The 14,225-nt window shown below is 44.6% G+C and carries 16 protein-coding genes; 10 read left to right on the top strand and 6 right to left on the bottom strand.

Annotated elements, in window-relative coordinates; all coding sequences use genetic code 11:
• Positions 1 to 3: 3 nt before the first annotated feature.
• Both MWL85_RS06250 and MWL85_RS06245 read left to right on the top strand, forming a co-directional pair.
• Positions 4 to 600, top strand: a complete 597-nt coding sequence (locus tag MWL85_RS06250; RefSeq protein ID WP_021902747.1) for a hypothetical protein — start codon at positions 4 to 6, stop codon at positions 598 to 600.
• 7 nt (positions 601 to 607) lie between these two features.
• Complete coding sequence (locus tag MWL85_RS06245; RefSeq protein ID WP_021902746.1) at positions 608 to 1,543, top strand: hypothetical protein; 936 nt, start codon at positions 608 to 610, stop codon at positions 1,541 to 1,543.
• A 69-nt stretch (positions 1,544 to 1,612) separates the two neighbouring features.
• On the opposite strand, the gene obgE is transcribed toward MWL85_RS06245, so the two are convergent.
• The 3 genes from obgE to MWL85_RS06230 are packed head-to-tail and all read right to left on the bottom strand — an operon-like array spanning position 1,613 to position 3,944.
• Positions 1,613 to 2,764: a GTPase ObgE gene (obgE, locus tag MWL85_RS06240; protein ID WP_018028925.1), complete on the bottom strand. Its 1,152-nt coding sequence runs from the start codon at positions 2,762 to 2,764 to the stop codon at positions 1,613 to 1,615.
• A gap of 12 nt (positions 2,765 to 2,776) precedes the next feature.
• Positions 2,777 to 3,367, bottom strand: a complete 591-nt coding sequence (locus MWL85_RS06235; RefSeq protein WP_018028924.1) for an adenylate kinase — start codon at positions 3,365 to 3,367, stop codon at positions 2,777 to 2,779.
• A gap of 34 nt (positions 3,368 to 3,401) precedes the next feature.
• Positions 3,402 to 3,944, bottom strand: coding sequence for a phosphoribosyltransferase (locus MWL85_RS06230; RefSeq protein WP_244400082.1), 543 nt, complete (start codon positions 3,942 to 3,944; stop codon positions 3,402 to 3,404).
• A gap of 238 nt (positions 3,945 to 4,182) precedes the next feature.
• On the opposite strand from MWL85_RS06230, the gene MWL85_RS06225 reads away from it, so the two are divergent.
• The 8 genes from MWL85_RS06225 to MWL85_RS06190 all read left to right on the top strand — a co-directional run bounded on the left by MWL85_RS06225 (position 4,183) and on the right by MWL85_RS06190 (position 11,522).
• Positions 4,183 to 4,485 carry a hypothetical protein gene (locus MWL85_RS06225; RefSeq protein WP_018028922.1) on the top strand — a complete coding sequence of 101 codons (303 nt, stop codon included), beginning with the start codon at positions 4,183 to 4,185 and terminating at the stop codon, positions 4,483 to 4,485.
• Between the two features lie 47 nt (positions 4,486 to 4,532).
• A complete protein-coding gene (locus MWL85_RS06220; RefSeq protein ID WP_018028921.1) occupies positions 4,533 to 4,844 on the top strand; it encodes a cell division protein ZapA in 312 nt (103 codons plus the stop codon).
• Positions 4,845 to 4,939: 95 nt separating this feature from the next.
• A complete protein-coding gene (gene rny, locus MWL85_RS06215) occupies positions 4,940 to 6,508 on the top strand; it encodes a ribonuclease Y (RefSeq protein ID WP_026161803.1) in 1,569 nt (522 codons plus the stop codon).
• 200 nt (positions 6,509 to 6,708) lie between these two features.
• Complete coding sequence (gene panD, locus MWL85_RS06210) at positions 6,709 to 7,059, top strand: aspartate 1-decarboxylase (RefSeq protein WP_018028919.1); 351 nt, start codon at positions 6,709 to 6,711, stop codon at positions 7,057 to 7,059.
• Positions 7,060 to 7,063: 4 nt separating this feature from the next.
• Positions 7,064 to 8,854 carry an arginine--tRNA ligase gene (argS, locus tag MWL85_RS06205; RefSeq protein WP_018028918.1) on the top strand — a complete coding sequence of 597 codons (1,791 nt, stop codon included), beginning with the start codon at positions 7,064 to 7,066 and terminating at the stop codon, positions 8,852 to 8,854.
• Positions 8,855 to 8,862: 8 nt separating this feature from the next.
• Complete coding sequence (locus tag MWL85_RS06200) at positions 8,863 to 9,297, top strand: deoxycytidylate deaminase (RefSeq protein WP_018028917.1); 435 nt, start codon at positions 8,863 to 8,865, stop codon at positions 9,295 to 9,297.
• A 4-nt stretch (positions 9,298 to 9,301) separates the two neighbouring features.
• Positions 9,302 to 10,990, top strand: a complete 1,689-nt coding sequence (locus MWL85_RS06195) for a S41 family peptidase (protein ID WP_018028916.1) — start codon at positions 9,302 to 9,304, stop codon at positions 10,988 to 10,990.
• Positions 10,959 to 11,522: a 5-formyltetrahydrofolate cyclo-ligase gene (locus tag MWL85_RS06190; RefSeq protein WP_040576071.1), complete on the top strand. Its 564-nt coding sequence runs from the start codon at positions 10,959 to 10,961 to the stop codon at positions 11,520 to 11,522. The genes MWL85_RS06195 and MWL85_RS06190 overlap by 32 nt, the downstream gene beginning before the upstream one ends.
• Positions 11,523 to 11,527: 5 nt before the next feature.
• Here the strand turns inward: MWL85_RS06190 and MWL85_RS06185 are convergent, their stop codons facing one another.
• From MWL85_RS06185 to MWL85_RS06175, 3 genes are read right to left on the bottom strand one after another with little or no spacing between them, the layout of a single operon-like run.
• Entirely contained in the window at positions 11,528 to 11,833 is a 306-nt protein-coding gene (locus MWL85_RS06185) for a hypothetical protein (protein ID WP_018028914.1), read from the bottom strand.
• Entirely contained in the window at positions 11,830 to 12,960 is a 1,131-nt protein-coding gene (gene recF / locus MWL85_RS06180) for a DNA replication/repair protein RecF (RefSeq protein WP_018028913.1), read from the bottom strand. The genes MWL85_RS06185 and recF overlap by 4 nt, the downstream gene beginning before the upstream one ends.
• Positions 12,957 to 13,568, bottom strand: coding sequence for a MarC family protein (locus MWL85_RS06175; protein WP_018028912.1), 612 nt, complete (start codon positions 13,566 to 13,568; stop codon positions 12,957 to 12,959). Before MWL85_RS06175 ends, recF begins: the two co-directional genes overlap by 4 nt.
• Positions 13,569 to 14,225: the final 657 nt, after the last annotated feature.

Raw genomic sequence — 14,225 nt, 5'->3', positions numbered from 1 at the left:
CTTATGAAAAAATTGTTGTTAACGTTACAAGTCATAGCTTTAATCTTAGGATTATGCTTTGGGTGTAAAGAGAAAGATAACAAAGTTCCTCCAACACCAACGCCTGAGATCGAAGAAGATCTTCTCTCTGGTACCTATGTTCCCTCATTTGAGAGAGTTGTTGCTTCTTTTGTGATAGAGGACGGTAAGAAGGAGGAGAAAGACCACACAATGGAAGCCGTCAAAGAGATGTGGGGCGAACGTGCTGAATTCGGCATACCTGCTTCAATAACGATAGACAAAGACTCGTTATTTATAGACAAACGTTACGGACTTGTAGAAAAGATGAAGGTTGTCAATTCAAATGCCAATCAGCTACAACAAGTTTTTGAAGACAAAACGAGTCAGATCCCTATCACTGTAAATATAAATGCGAATGGTGAGTTGGAGTTGCCTGTAACTTTCTTCCATATCGTTTACACGGAGAACTATAGACAGTTTCTCGCTCAAGGAACGAGTTACACTATGCGTGATGAGTCCGAACTTCCAAGGTATGAGACTGGTTCGTTTTATTGGACTCATATTATTGTTTCATTCAAGAAAGAGACCTCAGGTAATTAATATAGCTATGAAAAGAATTAGGTTTAGAAAGCTCATTACGTATGTCGTTTGCACTTTGGGAGCTATTACTTTGATACCTCAAAGAAGTGAGGGGGCAGTGGTTAATGCTAGCTATGATGGTGAATGGTTTATTAAAATACTAGACCCAGAGAATATTTTTGTTGGGGGTCTAATTGAACTAAATGATCTCAATAAAAGAGTGCCACGTATGGTGCCAAATCCTCGCCCTCCAATGGTGACCATAGGAGGTCCAATCTTTGGAGATATTGTGGAAAAGAACCTACTTGCGAATAAGGAGGATATGCAAAGCTATCAGAAATATATAGGTGAAAAATATGGTAGCCAAAGCAAGCATACAACTATGCGATTTTTAGCTGGTGGTAGGGAAAGAAAAAACTTCAACTTTATCCATTATACATATGGTCAGATAGTGGATCTAAAGCAGTTTTTTGCGATAAATCAATTATTGCCCGCTCATAAGTCCATATATTATTACGAGATTCGAAGATGGTTTTATGATTTCGCTGGATTGTACTTTGTGTATGAAAACAGTGACAATGATCCTGTTGAATGGAATGATCAGTTAGGAGTTGTAGAGCGTGTGATCTATGGTCGTGACGCTATGTTTGTGGTTTGTAGTAATCAAGAGGAGCTAGAGGTTAAGTTAGCACTTGAGGGGGCAATTAAACACGGCTTTGATAAGCTTGATAATAAATCAAAAGCTCTTCTCTATACTTCAGAAATTCGTGTGAATAATAGTGGAAAAGCAAAAGTCCTAAATCACTCTCCTCATATTAATCCTATTGACATTATAATGAAGTATTGCGATACCCCTATTACAAAGGAGGATTATGGAGTTCCAGTCTATATGACATTGTTTAGATTTGATGAGCATCGGACAACGTTTTTGAATGATTTTAGTGAGGATTTGCCAAAGTTATAGTTTGAGTATTCACACAAAAATAGGGCGGTAGAAACTCTACCGCCCTATGCATAATATAGACATGTGTCATTAGTGCCAAGGGTCTTCGTCTAGCATCCGACCGCCAGCATTGTCATCAACCTCTTCGTCGGTTTCCTCTTTGTAGTAGAGGGTGTCCTCATCAAAGTCTATGCCCGAGAGTGTAAGGTGCATATTCTGCTGTACCAAGGGGCTAACATCGTGGAAGTTATTGACCGTGATGCTGTGCCAGATGAGGTCCTTTAGCTCTTGAACCCCTTTGCCAGTGACTGCGGAGAAAAAGACATGCTCAACCCCTTCAGGAAGTGTTGGCATCAGCAGCTCTTGAAGCTCCTCATCGATAAGGTCGGCTTTGGAGATGCCTAGGATCTTATTCTTTGCCATCAGTTCGGGATTGTATTGCTGAAGCTCATTAAGCAGGATCTGGTACTCCTTTGCGATATCTGCAGTGTCGGCGGGGATGATGAATAGGAGCACGGAGTTGCGCTCAATATGCCTTAGGAAGCGAAGACCTAGTCCTCTTCCCTCTGAAGCACCTTCGATAATACCGGGGATATCGGCCATCACAAAGGAGCGGCCATCACGATAATTGACAATCCCGAGATTGGGCTCAAGAGTGGTAAATGGGTAGTCGGCAATCTTTGGCTTAGCAGCAGAGACGATGGATAGTAGGGTGGACTTGCCCGCATTGGGGAAGCCTACCAATCCTACATCGGCCAGCATCTTGAGCTGCATCACTACGGTCATTTCCCTACTTGGTTGCCCTGGCTGTGCATAGCGAGGGGCTTGGTTGGTGGCAGTGGCAAAGTTGGTGTTGCCTAGTCCACCCATTCCGCCCTCTAGTAGCATGATCACCTCATCGTGTTCGCGTACCTCGCAGATATAGTCACCCGTATCGGCATCATAAACCACAGTACCCAGTGGCACATCTATATAGACGTCCTTGCCATCCTTGCCGGTACTATTTTTGGCGCCGCCATGTGCACCATCAGTGGCAAAGATATGTCGGTCGTACCGTAGGTGGATTAGTGTCCAGTAATTTCGGTTACCCCGAATGTATACATGGCCACCACGTCCGCCATTTCCACCATCGGGGCCTCCTTTGGGAACAAACTTCTCGCGTCGGAAGTGTGAAGACCCAGCACCTCCTCTGCCTGATCGGCAGACGAGCTTTACATAGTCCACGAAGTTGGATTCGGCCATTGTATTATAAGCTTAATTGTTTGACTCTTTAATGAATTGGTCTATCCCTCTGACCAGATTTGCAGTTACCTCATCAATAGCTCCTACACCTTCTATCTCAATCATAGGGCTATGACTCTCTTTGAAAAACTGGATCACAGGCTCTGATTGCTCGTGGTAAACTTTGAATCTACCGCGAATGGTTTCTTCATGATCATCACTTCGACCAGAAACCTTGCCGCGCTCCAGTAGTCGCTCTAGTAGTTCCTCCTCCTCTACATCCAGTGCGACAAGGAGTGGAATTGGCCATTGGCGGGCATTGAATTCCTTTACTAATTCCTCTGCCTGATGGTAAGTGCGAGGGAAGCCATCAAGGATTAGTCCCTTTTTGCCATCCATTTGGTTGATGTGCTTGAAAAGCAAGTCAAGTATCAAGTGGTCGGGCACCAACTTCCCCACTGATATTAGAGCTTCAATATCCTGGCTCAATTCCGTACCCTTTGCCACCTCTTCCCGGAGTAGGTCGCCGGTGGAAATGTGTTCTAGCCCATAGTGCTCGGCTAGCAACTCACTTTGAGTGCCTTTTCCAGAGCCTGGAGGACCGAATAATAACAAGTTTAGCATAATGCTTTGATTGATTTAAATGAAGATATTTAGTTTATTTCTTGAGGACGTAGATGTCTCTTAGCATACGCCCTCCACCATTGTAGTCTAGACCACAACCAACGATGAAATCATTAGGAATCTCACGACCCACATACTCAGCCGGTAGAGCACAATCAGCTAGTGCACCAGGCTTGGAGAGCATGGCAGCTACGTGTACTTCTTTTGCCCCTCGCTCCATATAGAGCTTTCGCAACTCGGTGACGGTGAAGCCAGTATCTACTAGATCTTCAAGGATGATGACCACCCTTCCCTCTACAGAGATATTTGGCTTCATGATCTCATTGAGGGTGCCCGTTGAGCAGAGCCCCGCATATGAGGAGTATTTGGCAAAGGCAATGTCGAACTCACAATCGAGTTGACGAGCCAGCTCAGCGGTAAACATAAATGCACCATTGAGGATGGAGACAAACAGCGGGTTGGATGCCCCGTGATCTCTCATGATCTCCTGAGCCATTCGTGCCACCTCAGGTTGTAACTCTTCCTCTGATAGGTAGGGGGTGAATTGTAATCCGCCTACCTCAACACTCTCTTTCATCTCAATATATATTTAGCAAATACATAACATATCAAAGTGCAAATGTAACCAAATTATAGCTACTATTAGGTCGATTGAGAAATAAAATGTACAGTGGATATTTAATTTTCACTGAATTCGCATTGATAGCTAAAAATATTGGGGGTACTTCTTGCTACAACTATTTATTTTATGTAGATTTGCTAAGAGTTGCACAGATATTTGATTGTTCACTTCATTTGAGAGTTCTGAAATACGCATGAGCAGTGCTTACGACCAGCTTATTGAGCTGGAGTTACGGGTCGCTACACTGATACGGAAGTATGGTGAGATGCGAAATGCACTTGAAATGAAACGCCAGGAGTGTGATGCTTTACTGGCTAAGCAGAAAGCTCAAGAGGAGAAAATTAGAAGACTGGAGCAAAGTCTGTCTATCGCTACAGTGGTCACTACTCCATCCTCTGAAGGAAGAAAAGCTTTGGAAGGCTTGGGAAAAGAGCTGGATGATATCACTAAGGTGATAGACGAATGTATTACTCTGCTGGATGGTCGGATTGAGTAATTGTAGGATAGGTAACAATGCCCTTAGGGGCAAAATATAAATGCTATATGGGCGATAAGGTCGAGCATAATACCACTAGCGTTTGGGATATTAATCTCCGTGTTGGAGGTGTTAGGATGACCCTCTCCATACCAAGGTCGCCCGAGTATGAGCAGTCTCTAAGGAGAGCGGCTGATGAGGTGAATGCTGTCATTGAGCGCTATCGGGTTGAGATGCCACACGTTGCTAGAGAACAGCTCCTGAGTTATGTAGCACTAGATATTGCTAATGAGCTTCAGCGGCTTCGAAAGGAGCAAAGTGAGCTAAAGCTTGAGGAGCGTCTGAATCGTCTCAATAGCTCCCTAGAGGAGTCTATCTAGCTTGTGCGGAGCGATAAGTGTTGTTACCTACTGCCACAATTCGAAAGGCATAAAAGCAGGTTTTGTGGATATATTAGTAGTGGAATAAAATGCAGATAATCATCGCAGTGGTGATTGCACTTGCCGTATTGGCTATTGGCGGTGTAATCCTTTGGAAAAACATTTGGAAGACGCTCACAGAACGAGCTAAGGAGGAGAAGAATAGCTATATTGAACAGGCTAAGGAAGATATAGAGATACTCCGTAAGGATCGGCTCTTGGAGGTGAAGGAGCAGGCTCTACAGAAACGCACTGAGCTAGAGCAGGAGATATCGGCGTGGAAGAGCAAGGTGCAGAGCGCTGATGCTCGTATTCAAAGCCAAGATACTAAACTAAAAAATAGAGAGCAACAACTCAATAAGCAGCAGAGTGATCTGAATGCGAAAGCATCTGAGGTGGCGAAGCTAGAGACACAGTTGCAACAACAGATACTAGCCACAGAGCAGCAGCAAGAGGAGCTCTCCAAGATGAAGCTAGAGGCGGAAAAGAAGCTGGAGCAGATCTGTGGTCTTTCCGCAGAGGATGCCAAGGCTCAGTTGGTAGAGAGTATTCGTGATGAAGCTCGTGCAAGTGCCGCTGCCTATGTCAATGAGATTGTAGAGGAGGCTCGGATGACTGCTAATCAGGAGGCTAAAAAGCTGGTGGTAAAGAGTATTCAGCGTATTGCCACTGAGACTGCGATTGAGAATGCCGTGACGGTTTTCCATATCGAAAATGATGAGATGAAGGGCCGTATCATCGGGAGAGAGGGGCGTAATATACGTGCTCTTGAAGCCGCCACAGGGGTGGAGGTAATTGTAGATGATACTCCTGAGGCGATTGTATTGAGTTGCTTTGACCCTGTTCGTCGAGAGATTGCTCGCTTGACTCTTTATCAGCTTGTTCAGGACGGGCGTATCCACCCAGCACGTATTGAAGAGGTGGCTGCCAAGGTAAAGAGCCAGATTGAGGATGAGATTATCGAGACTGGTAAGCGTACGATGATTGACCTCGGCATCCATGGTATGCACCCCGAGTTGGTTCGTCTTGTTGGTAAGATGAAGTATCGCTCTAGCTATGGCCAGAATCTACTTCAGCACGCTAGAGAGACTGCCAATCTTTGTGCCGTGATGGCTAGTGAAATTGGACTGAATCCGAAGAAGGCAATGCGTGCTGGCCTGTTGCATGATATTGGCAAGGTGAGCGATGAGGAGCCTGAGCTACCTCACGCTATCTTGGGTATGAAGCTTTGTGAGAAGTACAAGGAGAAGCCTGATGTATGTAATGCCGTCGGTTCGCACCACGAAGAGGTTGAGATGGAGACACTGATTGCTCCTATTGTGCAGGCTTGTGATGCTATTAGTGGTGCAAGACCAGGAGCAAGGCGTGAGATTGCCGAAGCGTATGTAAAGCGTCTCAATGACCTTGAGAAATTGGCGCTATCTTATCCAGGTGTAATAAAGACTTATGCTATCCAAGCTGGTCGTGAGCTTCGTGTGATTGTAGGAGCGGATAAGATGGATGATGGGCAGGTACAGCAGCTATCGGGAGAGATCGCTCAGAGAATTCAAGATGAGATGACCTATCCAGGACAAGTGAAGATTACTGTGATACGCGAGACAAGGGCAGTTGCCTTTGCAAAGTGATACTAGTAAAAACTAGTTTTCCTATATACTTAGGGCTGTGTCAAAGCTTATTGACACAGCCCTTTTCTTTGATTACTTGATTTAATGACCCATTATATTGGACAGGCAAAACTTTCAGTGCAATTGCTAGTCAATATATAGCTATATTTGGTTATCTTTGTGTGAATATAGCGACAACTACATTTAGACGCAGAAACAATATGCTATTAAATATGATGAAATCCAAGATCCACCGTGTGAGAGTGACGGATGCCAATCTCAATTACGTTGGTAGCATTACGGTAGATCTTGACCTGATGGAGGCGGCCCACCTTTTGCCTAATGAAAAGGTACAGGTGGTCAACAACAATAATGGGGCTCGAATAGAGACTTATGTAATAGAAGGCGAAAGAGGAAGCGGCGTGATATGCCTTAATGGAGCTGCTGCTCGCCATTTTCAGCCTGGAGATATTGCACTGATAATATCTTATGCATTGATGACGGAGGAAGAGGCAGCCTCGTATAAGCCTGTGGTAATTTTCCCTGATACAGAAACGAATAAACTGATATAATAAGATGAAGTATACAAGTATAGAAACAAAGCTGAGTAATGCACTTTGCGACGTACTTAATTCCCTTTATGGGGTATCTGAGAGCTCTGTGTCGGTAGCTCCGACAAGAAAGGAGTTTGAGGGTGATTATACCTTTGTAGTATTTCCTTACCTGCGTCAGAGTAAGAAAGCTCCTGAGGCAACTGCTACTGAAGTGGGCAATGCACTTGTGGAGAAGTTCGGCACTATCTGCAAGGGATATAACGTTGTGAAAGGTTTTTTGAATATTGAGCTTCAACCCGCTCTCTTCGCTAGCCAGATAGAGGAGATGAAAAAGGTGAAGAACTATGGCTTTGAGGAGGTCACTAATGATTCACCTCTTTACATGGTGGAGTATTCATCGCCAAACACCAATAAGCCACTTCATCTTGGGCATATCCGAAATAATCTGCTTGGTTATAGCATCTCAAAGATATTGGAGGCCAATGGCAAGCGGGTGGTGAAGACAAATATTGTCAATGACCGGGGAATCCATATCTGCAAGTCTATGTTGGCATGGCAGAAGTGGGGCAATGGTGAGACGCCAGAAAGCTCTCATTTGAAGGGCGACCACCTAGTAGGTAATTACTATGTGCTATTTGATAAGCACTATAAAGCAGAGCTAAAGGAGCTTGAAGCAAAGGGGCTTACCCCTGAAGAAGCGGAGCGAGAGAGCACCCTTATGCAGGAGGCTAGAGCAATGCTCAAGAAATGGGAGGCAGGTGATGAGAAGGTGCGTACCCTTTGGAAGAGTATGAATACCTGGGTGTATGACGGCTTTGATGAAACCTATCGCAGGCTAGGGGTAGACTTTGATAAGATCTATTATGAGAGTGATACCTATCTAGTCGGTAAGCGGGAGGTGCTAAGGGGTCTCGATGAGGGGCTTTTTGTGAAAGATCCTGATGGATCGGTTTGGGCTGACCTTACACCAGAGGGCTACGACCGGAAGATACTCTTGCGTGCGGATGGTACCTCTGTCTACATCACTCAAGACATTGGAACTGCCAAGCTAAGGTATCAAGACTATCCTATTGACCAAATGATCTACGTGGTAGGTAACGAGCAGGACTATCACTTCCAGGTGCTTTCTATCATTCTTGATAAGTTAGGCTATTCCTTTGGAAAGGACTTGAAGCACTTCTCCTATGGAATGGTGGAGCTTCCAGATGGCAAGATGAAAAGCCGTGAAGGTACTGTAGTGGATGCAGATGACCTAATGGATCGGATGATTGATACCGCTTTAGAGGCATCTGAAGGTCAAGGACGGGCAGTTGATATGTCGGAGGAGGAGCGACAGGAGATGGCTCGCAAGGTGGGCCTTGGTGCTTTGAAGTATTTCTTGCTGAAGGTAGAGCCACGTAAGAATATGCTCTTCGATCCTAAGGAGTCCATTGACTTCAATGGTAATACTGGTCCATTCATACAGTATACTTATGCTCGTATTCAGAGCATCATGCGTAAGGCAGAGGGTATGGATTTTCATGCTACACAACAGGTGGCAGAGCTCTTGCCTAAAGAGGTGGAGCTGGTGAAGCGACTCAATGAATTTGGTGAGGTAGTAAAGCAGGCGGGTGCGGAGCTTAACCCAAGTCTAATTGCCAGCTATGCTTATGACCTGGGTAAGCAATTCAACCAGTTTTATCACGATCACTCCATTCTCAATGAGCCTGATGATGCTATTAGGCATCAAAGGTTGTTGCTCTCCTATCTTACAAGTGAAGTATTGAAGAATGCCGTAGGGCTACTAGGTATAGAGATGCCTGAAAAGATGTAATAAGAGCTATGTCGGGAAGTGAAAAGGAGCGTGAAGTAGACCTTCGCTATCTAAGAATGGCGGAGATATGGGCAGAAAACTCGTATTGTAAGCGCTTACAGGTAGGTGCCCTTGTGGTTAAGGATAAGATGATTATCTCTGATGGGTATAATGGGACACCTTCGGGTTTTGAAAACTGCTGTGAGGATGAGGATAATAAAACCTACCCATATGTCCTGCATGCCGAGGCCAATGCGATTACTAAGGTCGCGGCAAGCAATAATAATAGCCGCGGTGCCACGGTTTATGTGACACACGCTCCTTGCTTGGAGTGCTCCAAGCTCATTATCCAAGCTGGTATTAAGCGGGTGGTTTATTCAGAGGAGTATCGACTTACTGAGGGTGTAGACCTTTTACGAAAAGCAGGTATAGAGGTGGAGTGTTTGCCTCTCAAAAAGAAGTGATTGTATGAAGAAGTGGGTCAAGGTGGCATTGGTGTGCCTATCGCTTTTACTATTCTTAGTAGGAGGTTTTTTTATTGGCCTAAAGGTAAGGTCAAATAACCCCTTAATACGTGCCGTGACGCCTATGGATAAGCTCAAGGCGACGCTGCAGATGATTACTGAAAACTACGTGGATAGCGTAGATCCTGATGAGTTGGTCTCGGATCTTATCCCGATGCTCATTGGTCAGCTAGATCCGCACTCTACCTATCTTACCGCGGAGCAAAGAGAGGCCGAGCAGGAATCTCTTGATGGCTACTTTTATGGTATCGGCATCACTTTCAATACCATCATTGATACCGCTGTAGTAATACAGACCATTCCCAATGGACCGTCAGATATCGCGGGTTTGAAGGCTGGGGATAGAATTGTCACGGTAGATGGCCGAGATATTACTGGTCAATCGCTTACTCCTGACTCAGTACGCTCTCTATTGAAAGGGCGTGATGGAAGTATCGTAACCCTTGGTATACGCCCATATAATACCGACGTGCTTTCTGAGGTAAAGGTGAAGAGGGGAGTGGTCAATACCAATACGGTTGACGCTGCTCTTATGGTTAATGACTCTCTTGGCTTTGTCCGTGTAAGTACGTTTGGTATGTCGACTTACGATGACTTTATGCAGGCAGTTGCTAAGTTGCGAAATGAGGGTGCCAAGGGGTTGATTCTAGATCTTAGAGATAATCCCGGTGGCTTGATGCAAGCTGCTCTTAGAATGGCCAATGAAGTTCTACCGCGTAATAGTTTAATTATCTATACCGATGGAGCTCATCAAAAGCGAAGTGATATATATAGCGATGGGACAGGTACTTTGATAGACTTCCCAATCTATGTGCTTATTAATGAGTTGTCTGCCTCGTCCTCAGAGATTGTCAGTGGATCTATCCAAGATAATGATGCAGGGATCATAATAGGTCGTCGTAGCTTTGGTAAGGGGCTCGTGCAGAAGCCTTTTGAGTATTACGATGGCAGTTCCGTTCACCTTACTATTGCTAGATATCATACTGCCTCTGGACGTTCTATTCAAAGAGAGTACCAGCTCGGTGGAGATGAGGAGTATGCTCATGACTGGATTGATAGAGTGCTGGGGGGTGAGATGTTCTCTGCCGATAGCATCAAGATAAAGCGTGATTTAGTTTATCATACTAAGGCCGGCCGTGAGGTGTATGGCGGTGGAGGTATTATGCCAGATAGATTTGTGGCGCGAGATACCATCGGTATGAATAGCTACTATGCTGAGGTGCTCAATAGAGGGTATCTCCATCAGTTTGCCTTTATCTATGCCGATCGTCATCGCGACCTACTAAAGCGTCTTGAGGATACGCAGAATATCTATAGTTTTTTGGATAATCAAGGACTAGTTTGGCAGTTAGCTACCTTTGCACAGTCCAAGGGGTTACCTCGGAGGAGTTTCCTTATCTCTCAGGCAGAGACACCACTCAATAACATATTGTATCCTCTTATTGTAGACTATCTTTATGGTCAGAAAGAGGCCTGGCGAGTGAGGTGCTATAGTGACTCAATGGTGAAGCAAGCGTCAGAGCTATTCTCACAGGGGATTTATTCCCCACTTGCTCTACCTTCACCAACTACAAGTTTAATCGAAATGAGCGACAGTACAGATGGAGAAGAAGGAGATTCGGACGATAATTAGACAAAGGAAAAAACAACTCTCGCCTGAGGAACGAACTACTATCTCTATGAAGATAGCTGAGCGAGCATTCGAATTGCTCAAAGAGGAAAAGGCAACTAATGTGGCCTTGTTCCTCAGTATGCCAGATGAAGTAGAGACCTCTTATCTGATCCAAATGCTCGGTAAGCAAGGTCGGCATACGCTCCTGGTACCTCGTGTGGAAGATGAGCAGACCATCCGTTTTTACAAGCTCCAAAATACTCAAGACTACCAGTTGTCGGGTTATGGTATACTAGAGCCTAAAGATGACATCTCTAAAGCGTTAGTACCTGAGGTGATGATAGTACCTGGCGTGGCATTTGATGCTTGTGGCGGTAGAGTAGGTCGTGGCAAAGGTTATTATGATCGCTACTTTGAGCTACATCACGAGGTGATTAGAAAGAAGATTGCAATCGCTTATCAGCTACAAGTGATGGAAGAGCCACTTCCGATGGAGCCTTTTGATGAGCGTATGGATGCTCTGGTGACTGAGGAAAAGACCTATTGGTTTTAAGCGGGCTATTTGAGCCTAATCTCTAGGTGGGGGATATTGTTTTCAGACATAAAATCCATCAGTGATTGCACTATATAAGAGCGACGTTGACGGACATAACTAAGCGTAGTAGGGGAGGGGCAGATGATACTTAGCCTCTCCCCTTTTTGTACCTTAAAAGTCACCTTAATGCTATTAAGCCTTTTGTCCGACAGACCCCTCCACAGCTCATAAAGCTCCTTTTGTAGCTCAATCGTAGCCAGTAACCCGCTTTCCTTCTCCCGATACCCCTCTATAATATCACGGATAGATTTTGTCTTATAAAACCTCATCGCTTTGGAGTGATGTCTAGAAAATTGCCACCGTTCGCTTGGAATATCGTGTAGGCTTCTATAGGTAGATTCTCTAGTATCTGGTCTAAGTACTTACGGTTGGTATCGCTCAGAAAAATTTGGCCAAAGCGTGTGTCACTCACCAACTCCACTATTTTTTCAACACGATCCTTATCAAGTTTGTCAAAGATATCATCTAGGAGTAGAATAGGTAGGTTATCTGGATGTAGCTGGCAGAGTAGACTGTACTGAGCCAACTTGAGAGCCACCATATAACTCTTATTCTGACCTTGTGACCCTATCTTGCGAATCAAAAAGTCATCTATCAACATAATTAAATCATCACGGTGAGGCCCTACTCTAGTATAGCCACAGGCGAGATCCTCTTGGAGATTGCTTTGCCATGCCGTTAGAAAGTCCTCTGCCTTAGGCTCTTGCACTCCTATTGAGGTGGCATACGTCAGCTTTACACACTCCTTGTCCTTAGTGATGGTGCTGTAATAGTTGTGAAATAATGGTGAGATTCTACCAATCCATTCATTGCGAAAAGCGGTTATCTTCTCAGCAAGAGGTGCCATCTGTTGGTTGAGCACCTCAATCAGAGATAGATCTAAGCCCATTTGTTGTTTGAGCAAACTGTTTCTCTGCTCTAATAGGTTTTTATACCCTTTGGCTGCCGAGAGATAGACCCTAGATTCCTGGCAAAGTATTTGGTCCATAAAACTCCTTCGTTCGGCACTGCCACCTCTTATCAGATCCATATCACCTGGTGCTATCATCACCGCAGGAAATAGCCCAATATGGTCCGACATCTGGCTGTACTCCTTTTTATTACGCCTGAGTTTTTTACTCTTCCCACGGCTGAGCCCCAAAACGAGACTCTCCTCCTGTCCATCTTCCCGATGGTATTCCCCCGAAACGATCGCCATCTCCTCGTCGTGGTGAATGATTAGGGAGTCGGGAAGGTACTGATACGAGCGGGTAAAGGAGAGGATATAGATGCTATCAAGTAGATTGGTTTTCCCCATACCATTGCCTCCTACAATACAGTTGAGCTTGTCAGAAAACTGTAAGGTAGCTGCTTTGATATTCTTGTAATTGGTAAGGGAAAGCCTTTTGATAATCATTTAATCACTCCTACCAAATAAGAGATGTTCTCTGTGAAAAACTTAACCGACATCGCCATCAGTATCACGCCAAAGAACTTGCGGAGTACGAATATACCACCTTGCCCGATCAGTCGCTCTACCACGTCAAGACGCTTAAGAACGAAATAAACCACAACAAGGTTGAGGAGTGTAGCAATGATGATATTCACTAGAGCATACGAGGCTCTAAATGATAGCAGTGTGGTAAAAGAGGCCGCTCCAGCAATGAGCGGAAATACCAGCGGCACAAGTGTGTTGGATCCCCCTGGGGCATCATTGCGAAATATCTCATACCCAAATATCATCTCGAAGGCGAGTAAAAATAGGATAATAGCTCCCGCAGCGGCAAAGCTCTGAATATTGATACTCAAGAAACTAAGCAACCACTCTCCAAAAAATAGAAAACCAATCAGGATGATCGCAGAGAATAGAACCGTCTTAAAAGGCTCAATCTTCTGCCCTGCTTGCTTGAGATTCATAATGATAGGGATAGCCCCAATAATATCTATCACTGCAAACAGAGCTATAAATACACTACCAATTTGATTCAAGTCAATGGCTTGAAAAGTTTCGCTTATCCAGTTCATACGTTTACTACTCAATTATTTAAGATACCTAATCAAAGTACAAATTTACCCATTTCTACCCACATATCTATCATAATGTATTCAGAAAGTCGTGGTAGAGCACCTCTTTAGTTCCTAAAGGAGTTAATAGCAGATTAGAGATATAGAGGTTACGCATTAGAATAGTCTCGTGATTGGTATCTATCAAGAGAATGTTGCACAAATTGCCATTCTCGCACATTTGAATCAAATGCGCTGAGACTTTGCACGAAGGATGAGATGCAAGGGCTGAGGGTGAGGGCAAGGTGCCGTAAGACACCAAGGCCCAACTAGGGCGCTGGGAGCGTACTCACGTACGTGACCGAGCCCGAATCCCGAAGGCAATGCCGCAGATCGCCTTCGTGCAACAGTCTCATCAAGGTATCAATGGATAAGCAGACTATTACATGGAGTGCATAATTATCATCCGCGCACAAATCCATACCACAAATAAAGGGTAGTTGGTCTTCGTGCAACAGCCTAAAAAAGACAACAGCTAAGTGGTCAAAAGTTTAGTTGCAACTAAGCATTTGCTTTGTTGCATCTCGGCATTTGCTTAGTTGCAACTCGCCGATCGCTTAGTTGCATCTCAGTTTTTGCTTTTATATGGTATTGATTATCAGTTTGTTATAATTGACT

It is taken from the genome of Porphyromonas somerae (assembly GCF_022845615.1).
Lineage (GTDB): Bacteria > Bacteroidota > Bacteroidia > Bacteroidales > Porphyromonadaceae > Porphyromonas_A > Porphyromonas_A somerae.
The sequence above is the reverse complement of the archived record's forward strand: the minus strand, read 5'-3'. Positions and strand labels throughout refer to the sequence as shown.

Excerpts from the sequence above, each read along its gene's own strand:
- MWL85_RS06250 (WP_021902747.1), top strand. The coding sequence starts at position 4 with ATGAAAAAATTGTTGTTAACGTTACAAGTCATAGCTTTAATCTTAGGA.
- MWL85_RS06245 (WP_021902746.1), top strand. The coding sequence starts at position 608 with ATGAAAAGAATTAGGTTTAGAAAGCTCATTACGTATGTCGTTTGCACT.
- obgE (WP_018028925.1), bottom strand. The coding sequence starts at position 2,764 with ATGGCCGAATCCAACTTCGTGGACTATGTAAAGCTCGTCTGCCGATCA.
- MWL85_RS06235 (WP_018028924.1), bottom strand. The coding sequence starts at position 3,367 with ATGCTAAACTTGTTATTATTCGGTCCTCCAGGCTCTGGAAAAGGCACT.
- MWL85_RS06230 (WP_244400082.1), bottom strand. The coding sequence starts at position 3,944 with ATGAAAGAGAGTGTTGAGGTAGGCGGATTACAATTCACCCCCTACCTA.
- MWL85_RS06225 (WP_018028922.1), top strand. The coding sequence starts at position 4,183 with ATGAGCAGTGCTTACGACCAGCTTATTGAGCTGGAGTTACGGGTCGCT.
- MWL85_RS06220 (WP_018028921.1), top strand. The coding sequence starts at position 4,533 with ATGGGCGATAAGGTCGAGCATAATACCACTAGCGTTTGGGATATTAAT.
- panD (WP_018028919.1), top strand. The coding sequence starts at position 6,709 with ATGCTATTAAATATGATGAAATCCAAGATCCACCGTGTGAGAGTGACG.
- argS (WP_018028918.1), top strand. The coding sequence starts at position 7,064 with ATGAAGTATACAAGTATAGAAACAAAGCTGAGTAATGCACTTTGCGAC.
- MWL85_RS06200 (WP_018028917.1), top strand. The coding sequence starts at position 8,863 with ATGTCGGGAAGTGAAAAGGAGCGTGAAGTAGACCTTCGCTATCTAAGA.
- MWL85_RS06195 (WP_018028916.1), top strand. The coding sequence starts at position 9,302 with ATGAAGAAGTGGGTCAAGGTGGCATTGGTGTGCCTATCGCTTTTACTA.
- MWL85_RS06190 (WP_040576071.1), top strand. The coding sequence starts at position 10,959 with ATGGAGAAGAAGGAGATTCGGACGATAATTAGACAAAGGAAAAAACAA.
- MWL85_RS06185 (WP_018028914.1), bottom strand. The coding sequence starts at position 11,833 with ATGAGGTTTTATAAGACAAAATCTATCCGTGATATTATAGAGGGGTAT.
- recF (WP_018028913.1), bottom strand. The coding sequence starts at position 12,960 with ATGATTATCAAAAGGCTTTCCCTTACCAATTACAAGAATATCAAAGCA.
- MWL85_RS06175 (WP_018028912.1), bottom strand. The coding sequence starts at position 13,568 with ATGAACTGGATAAGCGAAACTTTTCAAGCCATTGACTTGAATCAAATT.